The 17,676-nt window shown below is 31.0% G+C and carries 12 protein-coding genes; 7 read left to right on the top strand and 5 right to left on the bottom strand.

Features of this window, described 5'->3' with window-relative positions:
• Together B0A78_RS08410 and B0A78_RS14215 are read left to right on the top strand one after the other, a co-directional pair.
• The coding region (locus B0A78_RS08410; protein WP_097609571.1) for a DUF2931 family protein at nt 1-885 on the top strand (885 nt) is incomplete at its 5' end.
• 64 nt (nt 886-949) lie between these two features.
• The gene (locus tag B0A78_RS14215) at nt 950-1,171 is read left to right on the top strand and encodes a hypothetical protein (RefSeq protein ID WP_102135394.1); all 222 of its coding nucleotides are present in this window, start codon (nt 950-952) and stop codon (nt 1,169-1,171) included.
• Between the two features lie 64 nt (nt 1,172-1,235).
• Here the strand turns inward: B0A78_RS14215 and B0A78_RS08415 are convergent, their stop codons facing one another.
• The 5 genes from B0A78_RS08415 to B0A78_RS08435 form a co-directional block, all read right to left on the bottom strand.
• The gene (locus B0A78_RS08415; protein ID WP_097609572.1) at nt 1,236-2,357 is read right to left on the bottom strand and encodes a type II secretion system F family protein; all 1,122 of its coding nucleotides are present in this window, start codon (nt 2,355-2,357) and stop codon (nt 1,236-1,238) included.
• Nucleotides 2,347-2,838 (bottom strand): PulJ/GspJ family protein, encoded by a 492-nt coding sequence (locus tag B0A78_RS08420; RefSeq protein WP_065212925.1) that lies wholly within the window; start codon nt 2,836-2,838, stop codon nt 2,347-2,349. The genes B0A78_RS08415 and B0A78_RS08420 overlap by 11 nt, the downstream gene beginning before the upstream one ends.
• Nucleotides 2,828-3,169 (bottom strand): hypothetical protein, encoded by a 342-nt coding sequence (locus B0A78_RS08425; protein ID WP_014166044.1) that lies wholly within the window; start codon nt 3,167-3,169, stop codon nt 2,828-2,830. The genes B0A78_RS08420 and B0A78_RS08425 overlap by 11 nt, the downstream gene beginning before the upstream one ends.
• Complete coding sequence (locus B0A78_RS08430; protein WP_123906727.1) at nt 3,144-4,202, bottom strand: hypothetical protein; 1,059 nt, start codon at nt 4,200-4,202, stop codon at nt 3,144-3,146. Before B0A78_RS08430 ends, B0A78_RS08425 begins: the two co-directional genes overlap by 26 nt.
• A gap of 136 nt (nt 4,203-4,338) precedes the next feature.
• The gene (locus B0A78_RS08435; RefSeq protein ID WP_158649137.1) at nt 4,339-4,881 is read right to left on the bottom strand and encodes a toxin-antitoxin system YwqK family antitoxin; all 543 of its coding nucleotides are present in this window, start codon (nt 4,879-4,881) and stop codon (nt 4,339-4,341) included.
• Between the two features lie 218 nt (nt 4,882-5,099).
• Here B0A78_RS08435 and B0A78_RS08440 point away from each other — a divergent pair, with 218 nt between their 5' ends.
• From B0A78_RS08440 to B0A78_RS08460, 5 genes are all read left to right on the top strand, one after another.
• A complete protein-coding gene (locus B0A78_RS08440; protein WP_014166047.1) occupies nt 5,100-5,606 on the top strand; it encodes an OmpH family outer membrane protein in 507 nt (168 codons plus the stop codon).
• The gene (locus B0A78_RS08445) at nt 5,593-6,192 is read left to right on the top strand and encodes a hypothetical protein (RefSeq protein ID WP_014166048.1); all 600 of its coding nucleotides are present in this window, start codon (nt 5,593-5,595) and stop codon (nt 6,190-6,192) included. The genes B0A78_RS08440 and B0A78_RS08445 overlap by 14 nt, the downstream gene beginning before the upstream one ends.
• Nucleotides 6,189-11,891, top strand: a complete 5,703-nt coding sequence (locus B0A78_RS08450) for a hypothetical protein (protein ID WP_097609573.1) — start codon at nt 6,189-6,191, stop codon at nt 11,889-11,891. The genes B0A78_RS08445 and B0A78_RS08450 overlap by 4 nt, the downstream gene beginning before the upstream one ends.
• 93 nt (nt 11,892-11,984) lie before the next feature.
• Nucleotides 11,985-16,934 carry a leucine-rich repeat domain-containing protein gene (locus B0A78_RS08455; RefSeq protein ID WP_097609574.1) on the top strand — a complete coding sequence of 1,650 codons (4,950 nt, stop codon included), beginning with the start codon at nt 11,985-11,987 and terminating at the stop codon, nt 16,932-16,934.
• Entirely contained in the window at nt 16,934-17,638 is a 705-nt protein-coding gene (locus tag B0A78_RS08460; RefSeq protein WP_097609575.1) for a hypothetical protein, read from the top strand. The genes B0A78_RS08455 and B0A78_RS08460 overlap by 1 nt, the downstream gene beginning before the upstream one ends.
• Nucleotides 17,639-17,676 lie beyond the last annotated feature (38 nt).

The following is a 17,676-nucleotide window of genomic DNA, read 5'->3' on the forward strand; positions in this document are numbered from 1 at the left end:
ATTTGCGGAATGCCTCGATCAGGTATGGAACAAGGAGGATGGCATGGAGATGGATCAAAAGGCGGTATGGGAGGTAGTTCTATTCCGTATTATTTAAATCTTACCTATGTAGCTTATGCCGAAAAAAAGTTTTATAAAGTAGAGGCAGCACTACCCGCTGATAAAATTTTAGCAGAATTTAAAAAGGGTTTTTTAATAGAAGGCAACCAAAAAGAAATTATAGATGGGGAAGAACGTTATAAAATGGAGCCTAGTACGTATGATGTTCTAACTGTAGGAGCAGCTCCAGGCGGATGTATAGTGGTCTGGTTATCGGGTAATCATCATCGTACTGAAATTTGTCGTTTACAAGCCAAAGAAACCTTTGTAGATCGAAACGATTTTTATGACAATCCCCATCAAAGAACCCAAAAAGATTTTTTTGATACCATGTATGATATAGCCGTTCCCGATAGTATCAAAGCAGAAATAAAACAAAAAGGCATACCGTATGGTTTATGGGATCAGTACAGAGAAAAATACAAGTACCGTTTTGTACTTAAATCCTATGATGAAAAAGATTTTCTTACAGGTTATTACGTAATTAATTATAATGGCGAGTCTAATTTTGTTCCCTATAATCCCCAAGAAGTAGCACAATATAGAGAAACTTCTATTCCGTATAATGCAAATCTTTATTTTAAAAAATATTTTACCGAAATCATTTTCAATGATCGAGAAATGCTACAAGTATTTGATAAATTAAAGAAAAAATATCCTGAAACCCCCATAGATATAATTATAAAACCAACCTTTATGTACGACGATATGAAAATTTCAGTAAAATGTACAACGGAAGAAATCCCCCTTACAAAATACAAAGTAGTAGGTGTTTGGGGAGGATAAGAAATACATGTTTTTAAGTTTTGTGAAGTAAAAAGGTATGATAACAAGTTAAACAGTAAAAGAAATGGATACTAAACTAAAAAAGCTCCTTATCCTTTTGTTTATCCTACCATTAGGAGGATGCAAACACACAAATAAAAAACACGATAAAATGATACAAGAGAATTTTTCTTACGGAGTAGGCGGTAGTAACGCCGTTCCAACTATTTTTGTCTTGATTATGCCCGAATTACAGGTTCTAATGGTAAACAAATATAGTTCTAACAACACGTCTTTTCATCGTTAGGTGTATTATGTATAGTTGTATCTAGATAGAGAGATTGAAAAGGGCATGAAAAACTAGAATCTGATTAGTTTTTTATTATTTTACTCAAGTCAAACATAGGTGCATACATTGATATCATAATTATCCCTACAATAACACCTATTACAATAATAAGCATAGGTTCTAGAATTACTCCAATCATTTTGGTTTGATGATTAACTTCTTCGTTGTACTGTTCCGTTAGTTTTTCAAACATAGAATCAAGTTGGTTAACTTGTTCAGAAACTTCAATCATAGATACCATCTTTGCTTCAAAAACAGGGTGTTTTTTTAAACTTTCACTTAAAGAGGCACCTTTGGTAATGTCTTTTTTTATGGTTTCAATAGAGTTTTCTATGGGGTAAAAACTTATCATTTTTGACGTGAGTGATAAAGCATTAATCAAAGTGGTACGCGAAGTGATAAGTAAACTCATGGCTTGACAAAAACGAGAGAGATAAATTTTTTGAATTAGGTTGCCAAAATAAGGCAATCGTAGAGTGAGCCCCGTTGTAAATGCACGATATTGATTGTTTTTTTTAAAGGAATAATGAGTTATAAATAAAATTATAACTACAAATAAAAAGCTACTAAATATTTTGCCTGAATGATTCGATAGGCTGATGATAAGTTGGGTACTTTTAGGTAATTCATTTCCAAACTGTTTAAAAACAGAACTAAACATAGGGACCACTTTATTCAACATAAAATACAAAACCAAGAAAGTAACAATCAATACGATTACTGGATAAGTCAATACCGAAACGATTTGACGTTTCATTTGAATTTTACGGTTGAAATATTTTTGTAGCTCATGTAAAATATCTTCCAACTTTCGCGTTTCTTCACCTATTTGAATGCTGTAATATTCGTAAGGTGAAAATTGATTTGTTTCCTTTATAGATTCGTATATGTTTCTTCCTTGGCTTACCTTTGTTTTTACTGACGTAATGATTTCTTTCTCGGTTTTATGAGTAGATTGATTACTCAAAATTTCCAATGCTTTTTTGAAATCAACTCCTGATTTTAGGAGTAACCCTAATTCTCTATAGAAATTTTCTTTTTTTTTATCGGAGAATTTTTTGCGAAAGGGGAAAGAAATTACATTCGAAGATTTTTCGGTATTAATAGTGTGGTTTTTTTTATATGTGTTTAAATCAAAACTCATCTTTAAATTTTTTATACAATAGTTCGTTGGCAAAAATAGGTTTATAAAAAATCAAGTCCATTAAAATACCGTCCGAACTTATTTTCATTTTCATTTTTTGAAAATGTATTTTACCCGAAGTATTGTGGAGTGAATCGACTTGAAAATATTGGACTGCAATTTTAAAAGTATCTATAAAAGCTGTTTGACTTCTGATAATATTTTCTTCTTCTAGATAATAATTAACGGAAGTACCCGTGTAATCTGAAAACTGAATTTTATTGTCCCTTATATCCATTTTATCACTATCAAAAATGTCCTTATTAATACTGTAGGTAAGTCTATTTACATCATGAGTAGCTTGGTTCCGTTTTTTGTAATCCAACATTCTTTCAGTTATGATGGAAAATACCATAAAAGTAAGTCCCATAATAATAGCCGCAATAGCCATAGAAATGAGGGCTTCCAATATAGAAAAAGCGGGAAGGTGATTATTCTTCATGGTTTAGCAAGTAAAACTTTTTCTCAATTTCTATTTCTGTACTGTCTTTATATTTAATAGTCAATTCTTTCAGATTAGCATTAACAGGAGTTGTTTCTATAGTAATAGCTTCCGTTTGATTGATGATTGAATCGAATTCGATTTGAGATAGATAAAAAAGAGCATTGGCTTTATGTTGTGTTTGATAGAATTTAGGGGACGATTTTTGGGTTAAAACGGCAGAAAAAACAAGCATTGCAATATATAAGCATACGGATATGATACACAGTGCCACAACCGATTCTATAATAGAATTGGCTTTTACTTTATTTAAGTTTTTTAATGATACCATATTTTGTATTTGGATTGATAAATAAAGGGAAATCCATAAAATAATTGGGTTTTTTAGTAGTATCAATCGTCAGATTATGTAATACATTTTCATGTACGGAAGAACTAGTTTGTCTAAAAACTTTATTAGTAAATACAGAGCCATATACCGTTCCTTGTAAATCAAGTTTACCCGTACAATAAATAGAACCAATTACTAAATTCTTATCTTCAATAGCAATGCTGTTTTTAGCAATGTTTTCCATTCCGTTTCCAAATAAAACTACCGTGCCAAAAATTTTAGTTTCTTTTCCAATTTTAATTTGAGTTTCCTCGTTTTCTTCGCTTTTAAGAACAAGTGCGGAAGGATAATTTAAAACTACCTTAGCACCAACATTAATTTTTTGAGTTGCTATAAATTGAGCATTCCCTTTAAAACCTTCTTCAACTGAAATTTTAGGAGAAACAATTATCACATCCTCCAACGTTGCACTTTTAGCAATCCGAATCGAATCGTTGTTGCGCAATATGTAATTGCCTTTTATGATAATATTACTCAAATTACTACCTATGTTTATTTCTTGTGTCGGTTTGGTAAACGAATTGAAAAACAAGGAATCTTTTACTTTTGTATCAATATTTAAAGTGTTTTTGTAGGAATAAAATCCTTCTAAAATTCTATCAAATTTAGGATTTATCTTGGGCAATTGAAGTTTAGAAATTTCTTTTTTACCCGTATGTATAAAAGTATTTACCTCATTAGTTAGATAAGAAGGAGAAACATAATTAGAAGGGAAGTAAGTTGTGCCGTTTAGTTTTACTTTTCCATTATAAGCTATATCCTGTGTGAAATTGGCAATATACAATGCCGTTTTTAAAAAATTGTAACTCCCAATTAAATGGGTAGCAGTTACTGTATCGTTTTTAAAAACAGATTGCGTAGTTACTACGTTGAGTAAACCATACGATTTTACATTATAACTATTACGAATCGGGCTGTTTTCATCAATGGGAAAATCGGTTTCGTTCAAATTATTTCCCAATGCAAAATTCAAGGTCGATTGATTTTGTAGATATAACTCCTCTTCCAAATTATAATGAAGGTTTAACAAACTGTATAAATTGAAAAAATAGAGTAAAGCTCCACAAATGATGGAAACCAACAGACAGATATAAATTGCATAAAGAAGACTATGCGCCTTGAGCATCATGAGTTTTGTTTTTTTTACGAAATAAACGTTTGAAAAAACTCGTTTTAGTATATGTGTCAGAAGTTTTTTGAATCGTATTTTTGGGTTTTTTAGGCACTACGATTTTACCTTCTTTATAAATTAAAGTATCTTTTCGTTCAAAATGAATCCAAATTTTAGATTTCAAATCATTTTTATAAAATCCACGTTCAATCATTTTTCCCTCTGTATCAAAAGAAAAATACTCACCATGTTTTAGTCCAGAAGACCAATGATATATAAATGCAATTTTACCATTAGGATGCCAAGATTTCCATTCTTTTGTTTTTAGGCCTTTTTTAAAAGTTCCTTGTTCAGCCAATTGGTTACTATGGTAAAATTTCGAAAATTTACCATCTAACAACTCGCCGCCAATACCGTATTGAGAATTATGTATAAGCCCGCCTTTAAACCAAAAATAGTCTTTATTTATTTTAGGCTTTTTCTTTTTATTAGTAGTAAAAAACTCATAACGGAAGTCTTTATCTGAAACTCTTTTAACCAAAAAAGGGTCTTGGAAAGAGTACAATATAAAAGAGATAAAAAGTAGAGAAGTGAATTTAAAAGTACTTTTTTTCAAGGTTCTGTAGCATTAATTAAAAAGGTGCAAGTTAAATCAAATTTTCTTTAAATAAATTTTTGTAAGAAAAAAAATAAAAAAAACAGTTGTTTGAATTTTTCTAAAGTTTTTAAAAATATTACTTTTGTAAAAAATTTAAGAAAATGCGTTTTAGTTGGGGAAAATGCAATGACAAAATACTACCTATTGGGTTAATTCTTCTACTCTTTGTTGTAATATTATTAGTTGTTTTTCAGGTGTTTAAATCACCTGATGTAGTGTGTGTAGATAATGCAAAACTTTTCGAAGGTTTTAATATGACCAAAGAAATGAAAAAGGCAGGCGATCGTGAATTTAGAACACAAAAAGCGGTTTTAGACTCCTTATATGCTAAAATTAATACACCTGGGAACGAAAACAACGAAAATTTAAACAAAGAATTTATCTTAAAGCGAAACGAATTTGAACAAGCAAGTCAAGCATTTGTTATGCAAGAATCAGCTAAAATTTGGAAACGACTTCAAGAGTATGTTCAAGAATATGCTACTCAGCAGAACTATCAAATTGTGATAGGTTCAACACAAGAACAGCAAGTTATTTATGCTAATCCTAAAGTAGATATTACGTTTGATTTAATCCAATTTTCAAATCAAAAATATGAAGGGAATTAAATTGGTTCTACTCTATTTGGTAGTACCCTTTTTGTCTTTAATTTCTTGTAAAAAAGATCCTAAAGATGATTCTGATATTCGTTATCAACTCTTCCAATTAGAGGGGCGTGGATGGAAATCGCGTATGCGTACTCAAAAAGTAGACGATATTGGATTTACGGCTACAGAAGTTCCTATTCAGTACTATTTGTTAAAAAACCAAGGTAGCCAAGATTTATGGGCTATAGACTCTATTTATAAGGCCAATAAAACAGAGCGGGTGATGGAGTTTGTTTTTCAACAAGAAGAAGAAAAAGAACTACTTGATCCTTCTTTTACAGGAATTAGTTACGAGGAAGGCTTAAAGTATCTAGCTTTTGGGATAGATCAAGATTTTTATGTAGTAACATCCAAAAAAGATACGATTCCTTGTGCTGGAGTAAATTACGAAAGAACTTACAAAATAGCACCTTACCAAAAAATACTGCTGTATTTTTCAGGGATACAACCTGATGAGCAAGTACAGTTAATATACAAAGATAAATTATTTAAAAAAGGGACTTTAAAATTCAAATTTAATAGTACCGATACTCAAATAAAACTATGAGAAAAATTAGAGAAAGTCGTTTTTCAAAGATTGTTGCCTATTACTTGTTGATAACTTTAATCGTAGAGTTGATGGCTCCCACAGCAGCTTATGCTCTGACAACAGGTCCTACACAACCCGAATTTAACTCCTTTACACCTATTGCCACATCAGATATGGTGGATTTATCAAGTGGTGATTTTAATTATAATATTCCTATCATGGATGTGGGGGGGTATCCTATTAACTTAGCTTATAATTCAGGAGTTACGATGGATCAAGAAGCTTCTTGGGTGGGATTAGGCTGGGATTTGAGTGTAGGTCAAATCTCACGACAAGTACGTGGATTGCCCGATGACTTTAAAGGGGATGTTATGACTTATGAAAATAACATGAAACCCAATATTACCATTGGTAGTTCTGCCAATATTTTTATTTCACCATTCGGATTAAAAGAAAAAGCAGGGCTTAGAGTTGGCTTTGGTCTTGGAATAAAGTATAATAATTACGACGGTGTTGGTTTTTCAACTAATGGAGGAATAAGTTACGATATTAGTAAGAATTTATCTGTCGGATTAAATCTGAATTCTTCTTCTACAGAGGGAGTTAGTGTTTCACCTAGTGCTTCATTTAGTCTTAAGACTAAGACTGTTGAAGAAAAAAGTAAAAGTGTCGGATTAAGCCTAGGAGTTGGTTTAAACAGTAGAAAAGGAGTAGAAACTTTTACAGCGTCGGCATCTTATACTAAAACAGATAAAGAGGCTCAAAGGTCAGTAAAAAATCAGGACGGAAGTATAACAGAAGGAAATAAAGCTCAAGGGCAAACAGGTTCTGTTGGAGGAGGATCTTTATCGTTTACAAACACATCGTTTACGCCCACTAAAAGAATAGGTATGTCTTCTAAAAACTATACCTTTTCTATGAATATTGAAATTGCTACGTATGGCATAAACCCAGGAACAAAATTTTCTGGATATAAAAATGAACAAGGGATTAAAGAATCTGAAAAAAATAAAACAGAAAAAGGATTTGGTTATGAAAATACTACTCTGGCGGGATATTCAGATATCTTAGATTTTAATCGTGAAAAGGACCGAGAGTTAAACGAAAATACTATATCATTACCCATTACTAATTATTCGTATGATTTGTATAATATACAAGGTCAAGGAATTAGAGGTATGTTTAGACCTTATAGAGGGCAAGTAGGTCTTGTATATGATAATTATACTACTGATGAAAGTTTTGGATTAAATTTGGGAGGTGAAATTGGCGCAGGTTCAGGTGCGCATTTTGGCTTTGATATAGATGCCACAGAAAGCATTAGCTCTTCTGGTCTTTGGCAAACGTCTCCAATAAAAAGATTGTTAGAAAAAAAATCAGGAAACAAGCCAAACTATGAAAAAGTTTTTTTTAAAAATATAGGAGGGTTTCATGTAGACAAAGACATGAAGCAACTTTTTTATAACTCAACACTATCAGATCCTAACAATCAAACCAAACTAGGAGGGTATAGTCCTGTAGCTTTTAAAATAGAAGGAGCTAAATACAATAGGAATGCTAGTTTGTTTTACTATGATAAATTTTTATATAAGACATTACCAATAGGAAAAGAATTACAGATTAAAAGAGGGGATCATCGTGTAAATAGAGGACAAAGCATCGAAAAAATTTCAGTTGAAGAAGCTCGTAAGTATGGTGAATTTTCAATAAATCCATTCGCAAGATCTAAAAAGCATCATACCGCAGCTATTAGAATAACGAAAGAGGGGGGAGAACGATATAATTATGATAAAACAGCTTATAACGTTGTTAAGAAGGAAGTCACTTTTGATATTTCAGGAAGAACACCTGAAACTGAAAATAAAAGAGGGTTTATTAATTATGTTCCAGGAATTGATAATTCAACAGGAAATAACAGAATAGGAGATCAATACTTTAATAGAATAACTACTCCTGGGTATGCACATACTTATCTTTTAACTTCTGTTTTGTCTTCAGATTATAGAGATATTGATGGGAAAAAAGGGCCTACAGATGGTGATTTAGGGAATTACACTAAATTTTCATACGAAAATAAAGGAAAGTTAGATGGAAAACTTTACACATATAAATGGAGAGTTCCTTACGAAAAAGCACTTGCAAATTATGATGAAGGGCTAAAATCTTTAGATAAAGATAATAAAGGAAATTATCTTTATGGAGAAAAAGAAATGGTTTATCTTCAAAAAATCGAAACCAAAACGCATGTAGCTATTTTTTCAATATCTGCAAGAAAAGACGGACATGGTGTAATGGATGAAAATGGAGGGCGCGATGATAATCCAAATCATCCTTGGTCTAAAATGTGGAAGCTAGACAAGATTGCCTTATATTCAAAACCAGAATATAGTGCCAAAGGAGAAAATGCTACTCCTATAAAAGTAGCTAATTTCGTATATGATTATTCATTGTGTCAAGACGTACCAAATAATAATAAAGTCTCAGCCAATGAACCTAATGAAATTGAAAACCAAGGAGGAAAATTAACCTTAAAAAAAATTTATTTTACCTATAGAAATTCAAATATGGGGAAACATACTCCCTATATATTTAATTACGGATATAATCCTAAATATAATCAAAGGGCAAATGATGTGTGGGGCAATTATAAACCAGAGGAGGCTTCTGGATATAGCCCCCATGATCCTTTGTCTAATGCTGAATATCCGTATGTAGAACAAAGGAGTCAACAAAATGCTGATTTATATACATCAGCTTGGTTGCTAAATTCAGTAGAACTCCCTTCGGGAGGCATATTAGACATAAAATATGAATCAGATGATTATAAATATGTGCAAGATAAAGAAGTCATGCAAATGTTTAAAGTGGTAGGTGTAGGAAGTAAATCAAATCCTTCCGCGTCTGAAATAAATAGTAGAGAGCTTTATACGCCTGACTTTGTAAATTTAAAAAATTATTTATACATCAGGTTAGATAAAGTATGTACACCTGAAGAATTTCAGGAGAAGTATATTAAAAAATTAATAGATAAAGATATTTATTTTAGATTTTTACTCAATATGAATAATGTTCGATTTGGACAAGATAAATATGATTATGTTACAGGATATATCAATATAGAATCATCTGGACATAATACAGTAAGAATTGGAGATGTAAGTTATGGAGTACTTAAAATCAAAACAGTTACTAAAGGAGATGGTTTAACTGCTGCTTTACCTGTAAATCCAATTGCTAAGGCAGGATGGTTTTTTGGTCGTCAACACTTGAATAAATTAATTTATAATAATACAGGAGAAGAAGATAGACAACTAGATGATGTTAAAGGGGTTGTAATGGATCTTATGATGTTAGTTCCTCAAATTGCAGATATCTTTAAAAGCCCTAACGCCCAACTTATAGAAAAAGGCATTGCTATGTATTTTATTCCAAACAAATCTTGGATTCGTTTAATGCAGCCTGATGGACGAAAATTTGGGGGAGGAGCAAGAGTAAAAGAAATAAAGCTAAAAGACAGATGGGATGTAATGATTGAACATAAAAATGAGGAAGCTTATATGCAGGCCTATGGTCAAGAATATATTTACAAAGATCAAAAAGGAAATTCATCAGGAGTAGCTACTTATGAACCTATTGGGTGTAAAGAAAATCCGTTAGTCCTACCTTTCTATGATCACGCTCATAAAGAAACACTTTTAGGGGGCGATGTGAAAAACTATGTTGAAATGCCTTTGGGAGAATGTTTTTATCCATCTCCTAAAATTACCTATGCAAGAGTAGCCGTAAAAAATCTTACGAGAGAAAAAAAGATATCAGATTCAGAAAAAATAGTTGTTAAAAAACATGCTACAGGGCAGGTAGTCTCTGAGTTTTATACTTCAAGAGAGTATCCTACTATTGCTGATTTTACAAAAATTTCTCCTGAATGGGATCATTCAGATATTGGTACATTATTAAATCTAGATGTAAAAACACATTTATCTTTAAGTCAAGGATTTTTTGTTCATACTAATGATATGGATGGAAAACTTAAAAGCCAAAAAGTGTATGCAGAAGGGCAAGACACCCCAATTTCAGGTATGGATTATATTTACGACAACTTGACAGAAAAAGTTTCAGGTCAAGGAAATCTTAATAATGAAATTACTACTATAGATGAAAATGGAAAGGTAGAAAAAAACATTGTAGGAGTAGATTATGATGTAATCAATGATTTTAGAATTAATCAATCAGAAACACAAAATATAGGAATACATTTTAATACCGAAATGTTGCCTGTTATAGTTCCTATTTTTGTCCCCATTCCATTACCTATATATTCTCATCATGAAAATATTTTAAAAACTGCAGTTACAACAAAGGTAGTGCACTCTACAGGGATTTTAAGGGAAACCATTGCTTACGACTTAGGTTCTCAAGTGAGTACACGTAATCTTGCTTGGGATGCTAACACTGGCGAAGTTATATTAACAGAAACCGTTAATGAGTTTAATGATAAGTATTATTCGCTTAATTTTCCTGCTTATTGGGCTTACAAACGTATGAACCAAGCTTCGCTAAATTTAGGCTTAGAATGGGACTTGCAATTTGATCCATTTCGTAAGAAATATGAGTTAACAGGTGGCGAAATTGCCTCTAATTATCTAGTTGAAGGTGATGAAGTTTGGATTACTCCTGCCTCTCCAAAAGAGGTTAAAAACAAAGAATTTAGAGCATGGGTGGTTAATATTAATACTATTAATAATAAAAGTACTTTTGATCTAATTGACGAAAAAGGTGTTAAAGTAAGTGATAAAATCAGCGATGATAATTCTAATTTAAAAGTAGTAGATCAAGGAAAATTTAAGGTTATTCGTTCGGGGTATGCTAATATGGCGAGTGCTTCTATGCAAAGCGTAACGCTAATGAAAAATCCATTAGAAAACTTAGTAAAAGATCCTGTAACCAATCAAACATCGTTAGGAACCAATCCTTTTTTATCTAAAAACTGGAATGATTACAAAATTGTTAATGTTTCGGCTATAGAGTATAATGATATTTGGCCAGCTCAATGCAATGGAAATATGCCTAGAATGATTTTTGATGCAAATAATCAACTTGTATTCCAGTACAATCAAGATAATTCTAATTTAGATTTTGATATTTTAGAAGAAAAATCATACAACCCATATCGTTATAATATACTGGGTATATACAGACCCATAAAGTCCTATGCTTACCTTACAGGTAGAAATAATAAAGATCATCATCCTAGGCATTCTGGATTCCTTAATGATTTTAAATCCTTTTATATATATGACCCAGGAACCAATACTTGGAAAATATCTACAGAAGGATATAAATCCTGGACTTTTGCTTCGGAAATTTCACAGTTTAATCCTTGGGGACAAGAAATTGAAAACAAAGATGCGTTGAATCGATATTCTACGGCTTTATATGGTTACAACAATCGTTTTCCCATAGCAGTAGCATCTAATACCCGATACAAAGAACTTGCTTTTGATGGTTTTGAAGATTATGACTTTAACGAGAGTACCAATTCAATAAAATCTCATTTTAATTGGCAAGAAGCCCTGAAAAAAGAGCGTATTACTATAACTGATAAACAAGCACATACAGGTAAAAAAAGTATTCGTGTGGAGGCTCAAACCAAGGCAACGGTAACTAAAAAATTAATAAACTGTAACGGTCCAGCGGTTCCAAAAAGTACAAAATAATTCAGATACATATAATACAATATAGATATCGTTATTATAAATATAATCTAATAGTGATCTTCCTTGTTGTACCACTGAAAAAAAATCGAATTTATGAAACTCATACAGAACATATATCTCTATCTTTTTATTCTACTAAATGGTTTTGGCGTTGTGGCTCAAAATTATAACGACGCTGAAATAGGATTTGATCCCGTTAGAACGACTCAGCTCTTACAAGAACACGGTATTACCGATCCTGTTGAGGTAAACCAAGAAATTACTTTGATGCGAGATATGCAAAAACGTATATATGAAGAGCAGCAAAAGATCCAACAAGAAATCTTACATAATATTAAAGAAAGACACACAAAAGAAAAAAAGAGGAAAAACTCATTAGCTGCTACAGATATACCAGTAGAAGAACGCAATGCGCTTATTGCCTTTTACAAGGCTACTAATGGTGATAATTGGAAAAACACCTTAGCAAATGATAGTCCTTGGAAAATTAACGATCCTACTTCTGATGTTTCAACTTGGTATGGGGTTGGTGTTAGTAACGGACATGTTTGTAGTTTATCTTTTTTTAGTTTTCAAAATGGTCTAAAAGGAACTTTGAGTGATCTTTCATCACTTAAATACTTAGAAATACTAAGTGTTAATTTTTTAGAAAATAATCTTTCAGGAAATAAATCTTTACCTTATTGGATTACAAAAATGAATAGTTTGACTTCATTAAGTTTAAGGGGATGTGATTTTGAGAGTATACCAGATCTTTCAACTTTAGAAAATTTAACTAGTTTAAATTTGAGTTTGAATAAATTAGGGAAGAATCAGATGTCATTACCATCTTGGTTGCAAAAAATGAAAAAACTAGAATATTTAGAAATTTCAGGATGTGAATATGTTAAAGGTTTTACTGATCTTTCTTCCTTGATAAATCTAAGAGAATTAGACCTAAGTAATAACAATCTAGATGCTGAAATACCTATTTGGATAAATAAATTATCTAACTTAAAAAAATTAAATCTTACCGCTTGTAATATTGGTGGAACTATTCCTGATTTGCCTATTAGTTTAGAATATTTATATTTAAATCTCAACAGAATAGACTCATTAGCAAATAACTCCTTGCAGAAACTAGTTAATTTAAATAGATTATTTCTTACATATAATCAGCTTTCAGGCGAAATTCCAAATCTTTCTAATTTAAAAGTACTCAGAGAACTTTTTTTAGGATATAACCCTAGATTTGATAAACAATATTTTCCAAATTGGATTTATGATGCAACTAATTTAATATTTCTGGATTTAGAAAATACAAATTTGTATGGTTCTATAGATGAAAAGATAGGAACTTTAACTGAACTTAAATGGTTTGATATAAGTAAAAATAATTTTAAAGGAAATTTACCTTCAAGCATATCAAATCTAAAAAATTTAACTCATTTGTTTGTTGAATATAATGAGTTTAGTGGTTATTTTCCAGATCTTCCATCTTATAGATCGTTGTTAGAATTGAAATTTAACAGTAACTATTTTCGTTTTATTGATATGAAGAATTTATTTGAGAGATTCGGTGTAAGACGACCTTTTAATTTTTTCTATGGATCACAAAAGCCTACCGATTCTGTGAGAAATATCAATAGGATTATTGGAGAAACAGTAACACTTGTAATGTGTGAAGATGGGAGATATTTACCCGATGAAGATACTTTTCAATGGTATAAAAATGGCTCTCCCATCCTAGGAGCAACTTCTAGGGAGTATACCATTCCTTCTGTTTCTTTAACAGATGCAGGAATTTATACTTGTCAATCTTATAACAAAACGATAAAAGATCTAGTATTAGAACGAAACTTCATCATGCTCAATGTGACCAATTGTAAGCCGTTAGCTGCACGTCTTTACATGGATGATGGAAGTGAGTGCAAATCATCCTGTACGTATACCTGTGGTGATAATCTTATTAGTTCAAGATTGATAGTAACAGACTTATTGCAATCAACTATAGATCAGCTCAATAGCGGAACTTATTTTTGGACCATAAAAGATCCAAATGAAAACATCGTTTATACGACTTCTGATAAGAATTTAAATTACACCTTAACCACAGTAGGAATCAATACAATTGAATTAAAATTTACTACCACCACAGGTTGTGTGTATGATTATAAAAGCACTACAGAGGTAAGAAAATGCCCTTGTGATATACCTGAAGGTAAAATTGTTATTGCTTCGGAAATAACGGATTACAAATGTGGTAATAAAGTTATAGAGAACTTAAGATTTGAACCTGATGATAAGAGTATTGATTTAAGTAAGGCTACTTATCAATGGGTATTCAAAGATGTTAAAGGTCAAATTATTAGTACTGTTAATACACCTAATGCAGGTGTTACTTTTAGTATGCCGGGTTCAAATAGCATTGAGTTAACGGTAACTTTAGATGGTTGCTCAAAAGTAATTAATCCTTTAGAAGTAAAGGTTGTAGAATGTTGTGATCTCCCATTCCCTGGCGTAATATTGAATTTTGAACCTAAAACTAATGATGAATTTTTTTCACAAGGAAGTTTCCAAAGTTTATGGAGTATTACTAATAAAGAGCATAATCCAGCAGTAAACTCATGGGTAGAGTATGTTGACCAATATGATAATTTAAAAAAATTCTATACGGGTGGTTCTGAAAATGGATGTCAATATTTAGAAGGAAAGATGATAGGACGCATTAATGAAGTTGAATGGTGTAGTAGTATTAGCAAAGAACAAAATCCGACCAAAGATCTAGAATTGAATAAAAGTAAAGAAAAAACACAAACTCTTTTAAAAAAGATGAATGTAAACTGTGTTGGAAAGGTTTCTCATTTTACTTTTTCCGCTTCGGCAAAGGGTGTAGAATATAGTTGGAGCATGGTTGATCCTTCGGGGGTAGTTGTTGATAAGGTTACAGAAATGAAAGGGTATTATCAATATACCCCTACTAAAGTGGGAAGTTATAGATTAAATCTTAAAATAACCACTGCCGAAGGTTGTATTTCTGAATTCTTTTATCCTTTTGAAGCACAAGATTGTTTTCAATCATGTATTACTGCCAATGGTAATTCTACTGTAGTAAAAAAACTTGTTCTGAATTTATTGAATCATTTACGTCAAAAAACACTTAATGGAGAAAGTATTCCTTCAGGATATATTTGCGACGAATTAATTGATCTTAAACCTTATATTACTTATTCATTACCTAGGATTTATGGGTTTTCAATGGATGATAAAAGTATGAAGTTCTGGTTTCGTCCTTTGAAATTTATAGATAAAGAACCTGATTTTATAGCTGCTGATTGGAATACAACCAGTAAAGATCTCAGTTTTTCCGATCTTGATTTGTTGGGATATACATCATCTGATTATCTTAATTTAGATGGTAAACTCATTTTGTCAGATGGATCAAAACCTGGCAAAGTAGAAATACGTCATATTAATTTTTGTCCAGAACAATTACTCCTCGAAAAATGTAAAAATCATGTAGCTTTAGTTTTAGATGAGTCGGGTTCATTGGATGAAAGAGAAAGAGCACAGTTAAAAAGACAATTATCAGCCTATTTTACCCAACAAGCAGAAATAAACGAAAAACAGGGAGGAAATATGTATCTGTCTGTAATTGGAATGTCTAATACAGATGAAGGCGAAGTTACAGTAAATACACTTCCAAACACTTGGCGTAATGATTATATTGCACCTATTAAGATTGACACTAATAACTTGAAGTCACACTTTTTACCATGGCTCTCAAATTATTGTAAAAAATACAATAAAAAAGACAATGTTACAGGCTTAAGTGAAGGATCTGATTTTTGGAGAAGTGGTTTAGAAACAGCCTTATTTCTTGCTAAAGAATCATATTTAAAACTAAATATGGTTATAATGATTACAGATGGTTCACAAACCACTGATTTAGATAAATTGCAAGCTACAATGCTTAAATTTAACAACAAAAGTTTACACAAATTGTCGGGTGGTCAAGAAAAAAAACCACATCTATTTGTTATAGGAGTAGAGAATGGTTATTATGTATATAATAAAGAAACAACCCTCCCTTTTTTAAAGAGAAAAGACCCTAATTATACAACATCAAAACCAGTGGTCGTTCAAAATGATATTCAAGAGGAAACCAATAGCGTGAACGAAAATATAAGCGAAGTAAATTTATTAGAAGAAGATAATTCAATAGAATCCCTTAATTTTTCAGAAAATAGATTGAAACAGTCGATTGCTGGTACCACACAAGAAGGAGCTCTTACATCATCTTTAGCTTTATCGTTAAAATATTTATTTGATCTTGAAAATGCACGAATTCCAAAAAACTCGAGTATATTTCCTTCTTACTTTAAACCAAATGAAAACCCTAATTTTCAATTAGACTACTTTCCATTACTTGATTTCAAGTTTTTAGGAGAAGAAGTTAATGATGATTTTTTATCTAAAGGTATTGTTTTAGCAGATCTTGGCTGTCCTTATGAAGGAGGAAAAACAAAATGTAGTGAATGTTATTCGTTTCAGCCCGAACCTAGTAGAATTGTAGAGTCAACAAAAATTCTTGATTCAAAAAATTATATTTTAGGAGCTTGGGTAAGAGAAGATACAAATACTCAAGTTAAAGAATTTACCAATGTAAAAATTCAAGTTTCATTTGAAAATGCAGATAGAAAAAAAATAATGACCTATGCTTTTAAACCAAAAGGAGAAGTCGTAGAAGGATGGCAACGTATAAATGAAAAATTTAATGTTCCTGTTGGATCTGAATTCATGATTATAGAATTAGTTAACGATAGTAAAGGAACCCCTGTTTTCTTTGATGATATCCGTATACATCCTACTAATGGTAGTATGAAATCTTTTGTATATGATCCAGAAAATTTCAAATTGATGTCCGAATTAGACGAAAATAATTATGCTACATTTTATGAGTACGATAACGAAGGAGGTTTGATTAGAGTAAAAAAAGAAACCTTAAAAGGAATTAAGACCATACAAGAAACCCGTTCAGGTAATTATATAAAAGTTAATTAATGAAAATAATACATAATATTCTAATTCACATTTGTTTTCTAATTTCATGGTCTATATGGTGTCAAACAAGTGATCAAGTAATGAAATCTATGATTACTAAATACACAGAACCTAAACCATTAAAGTTTGAAATAAAGTATAACCTTTATAAAAATCACCTTACAAATGTAATTCATGAGAGTTATTTAGGATCATTTATGAAGAACTCAAAAAACGAAGTTTTAATGAAAGTAGGTACTAATGATATTGTTACAACTACAAAGTATGTGATACAAGTTGATCATAAACATAAAACAATGTTGATAAATAATGCGCCAAAATCTTCATCTAATTTAACTAAAGATATAGAAAATCTTGTGCGTCTTTGTGAAGAAAATTCCTTTAAAGATTATAAAGATCATTGGGAAATAACCTATGTTCCGAAACAATTTTCAGGACTATTATATTCAAAAATTCTATTGAAAATTAATAAAGATTATACACTCAAAAAACAAGTTTTTTATTATAATACGAAATATAACTTTTCAAGAGATTATAAAAAAGATTCGTCTGAATTTCCAAGGTTAGAAATGATTTACAACCATTATAACCGTAATGTACAGTTAGATTTGATTAATTCAGATTTGTATGTAAAAATTAATAATAAAACAGCTATAGCCTTACCAAAATACAAGTCATATAAGATTTTTGATTCAAGGAAATAGCAAAACTATAAACTAAAAAACATAGAAACTAATTCGTA

The sequence above is a fragment of the Flavobacterium columnare NBRC 100251 = ATCC 23463 genome (genome assembly GCF_002530675.1).
In the GTDB taxonomy this organism is placed as follows: domain Bacteria; phylum Bacteroidota; class Bacteroidia; order Flavobacteriales; family Flavobacteriaceae; genus Flavobacterium; species Flavobacterium columnare.

Coding starts and splice junctions, on each gene's coding strand:
- B0A78_RS14215 (WP_102135394.1), top strand. CDS start 950: ATGGATACTAAACTAAAAAAGCTCCTTATCCTTTTGTTTATCCTACCA.
- B0A78_RS08415 (WP_097609572.1), bottom strand. CDS start 2,357: ATGAGTTTTGATTTAAACACATATAAAAAAAACCACACTATTAATACC.
- B0A78_RS08420 (WP_065212925.1), bottom strand. CDS start 2,838: ATGAAGAATAATCACCTTCCCGCTTTTTCTATATTGGAAGCCCTCATT.
- B0A78_RS08425 (WP_014166044.1), bottom strand. CDS start 3,169: ATGGTATCATTAAAAAACTTAAATAAAGTAAAAGCCAATTCTATTATA.
- B0A78_RS08440 (WP_014166047.1), top strand. CDS start 5,100: ATGCGTTTTAGTTGGGGAAAATGCAATGACAAAATACTACCTATTGGG.
- B0A78_RS08445 (WP_014166048.1), top strand. CDS start 5,593: ATGAAGGGAATTAAATTGGTTCTACTCTATTTGGTAGTACCCTTTTTG.
- B0A78_RS08450 (WP_097609573.1), top strand. CDS start 6,189: ATGAGAAAAATTAGAGAAAGTCGTTTTTCAAAGATTGTTGCCTATTAC.
- B0A78_RS08455 (WP_097609574.1), top strand. CDS start 11,985: ATGAAACTCATACAGAACATATATCTCTATCTTTTTATTCTACTAAAT.
- B0A78_RS08460 (WP_097609575.1), top strand. CDS start 16,934: ATGAAAATAATACATAATATTCTAATTCACATTTGTTTTCTAATTTCA.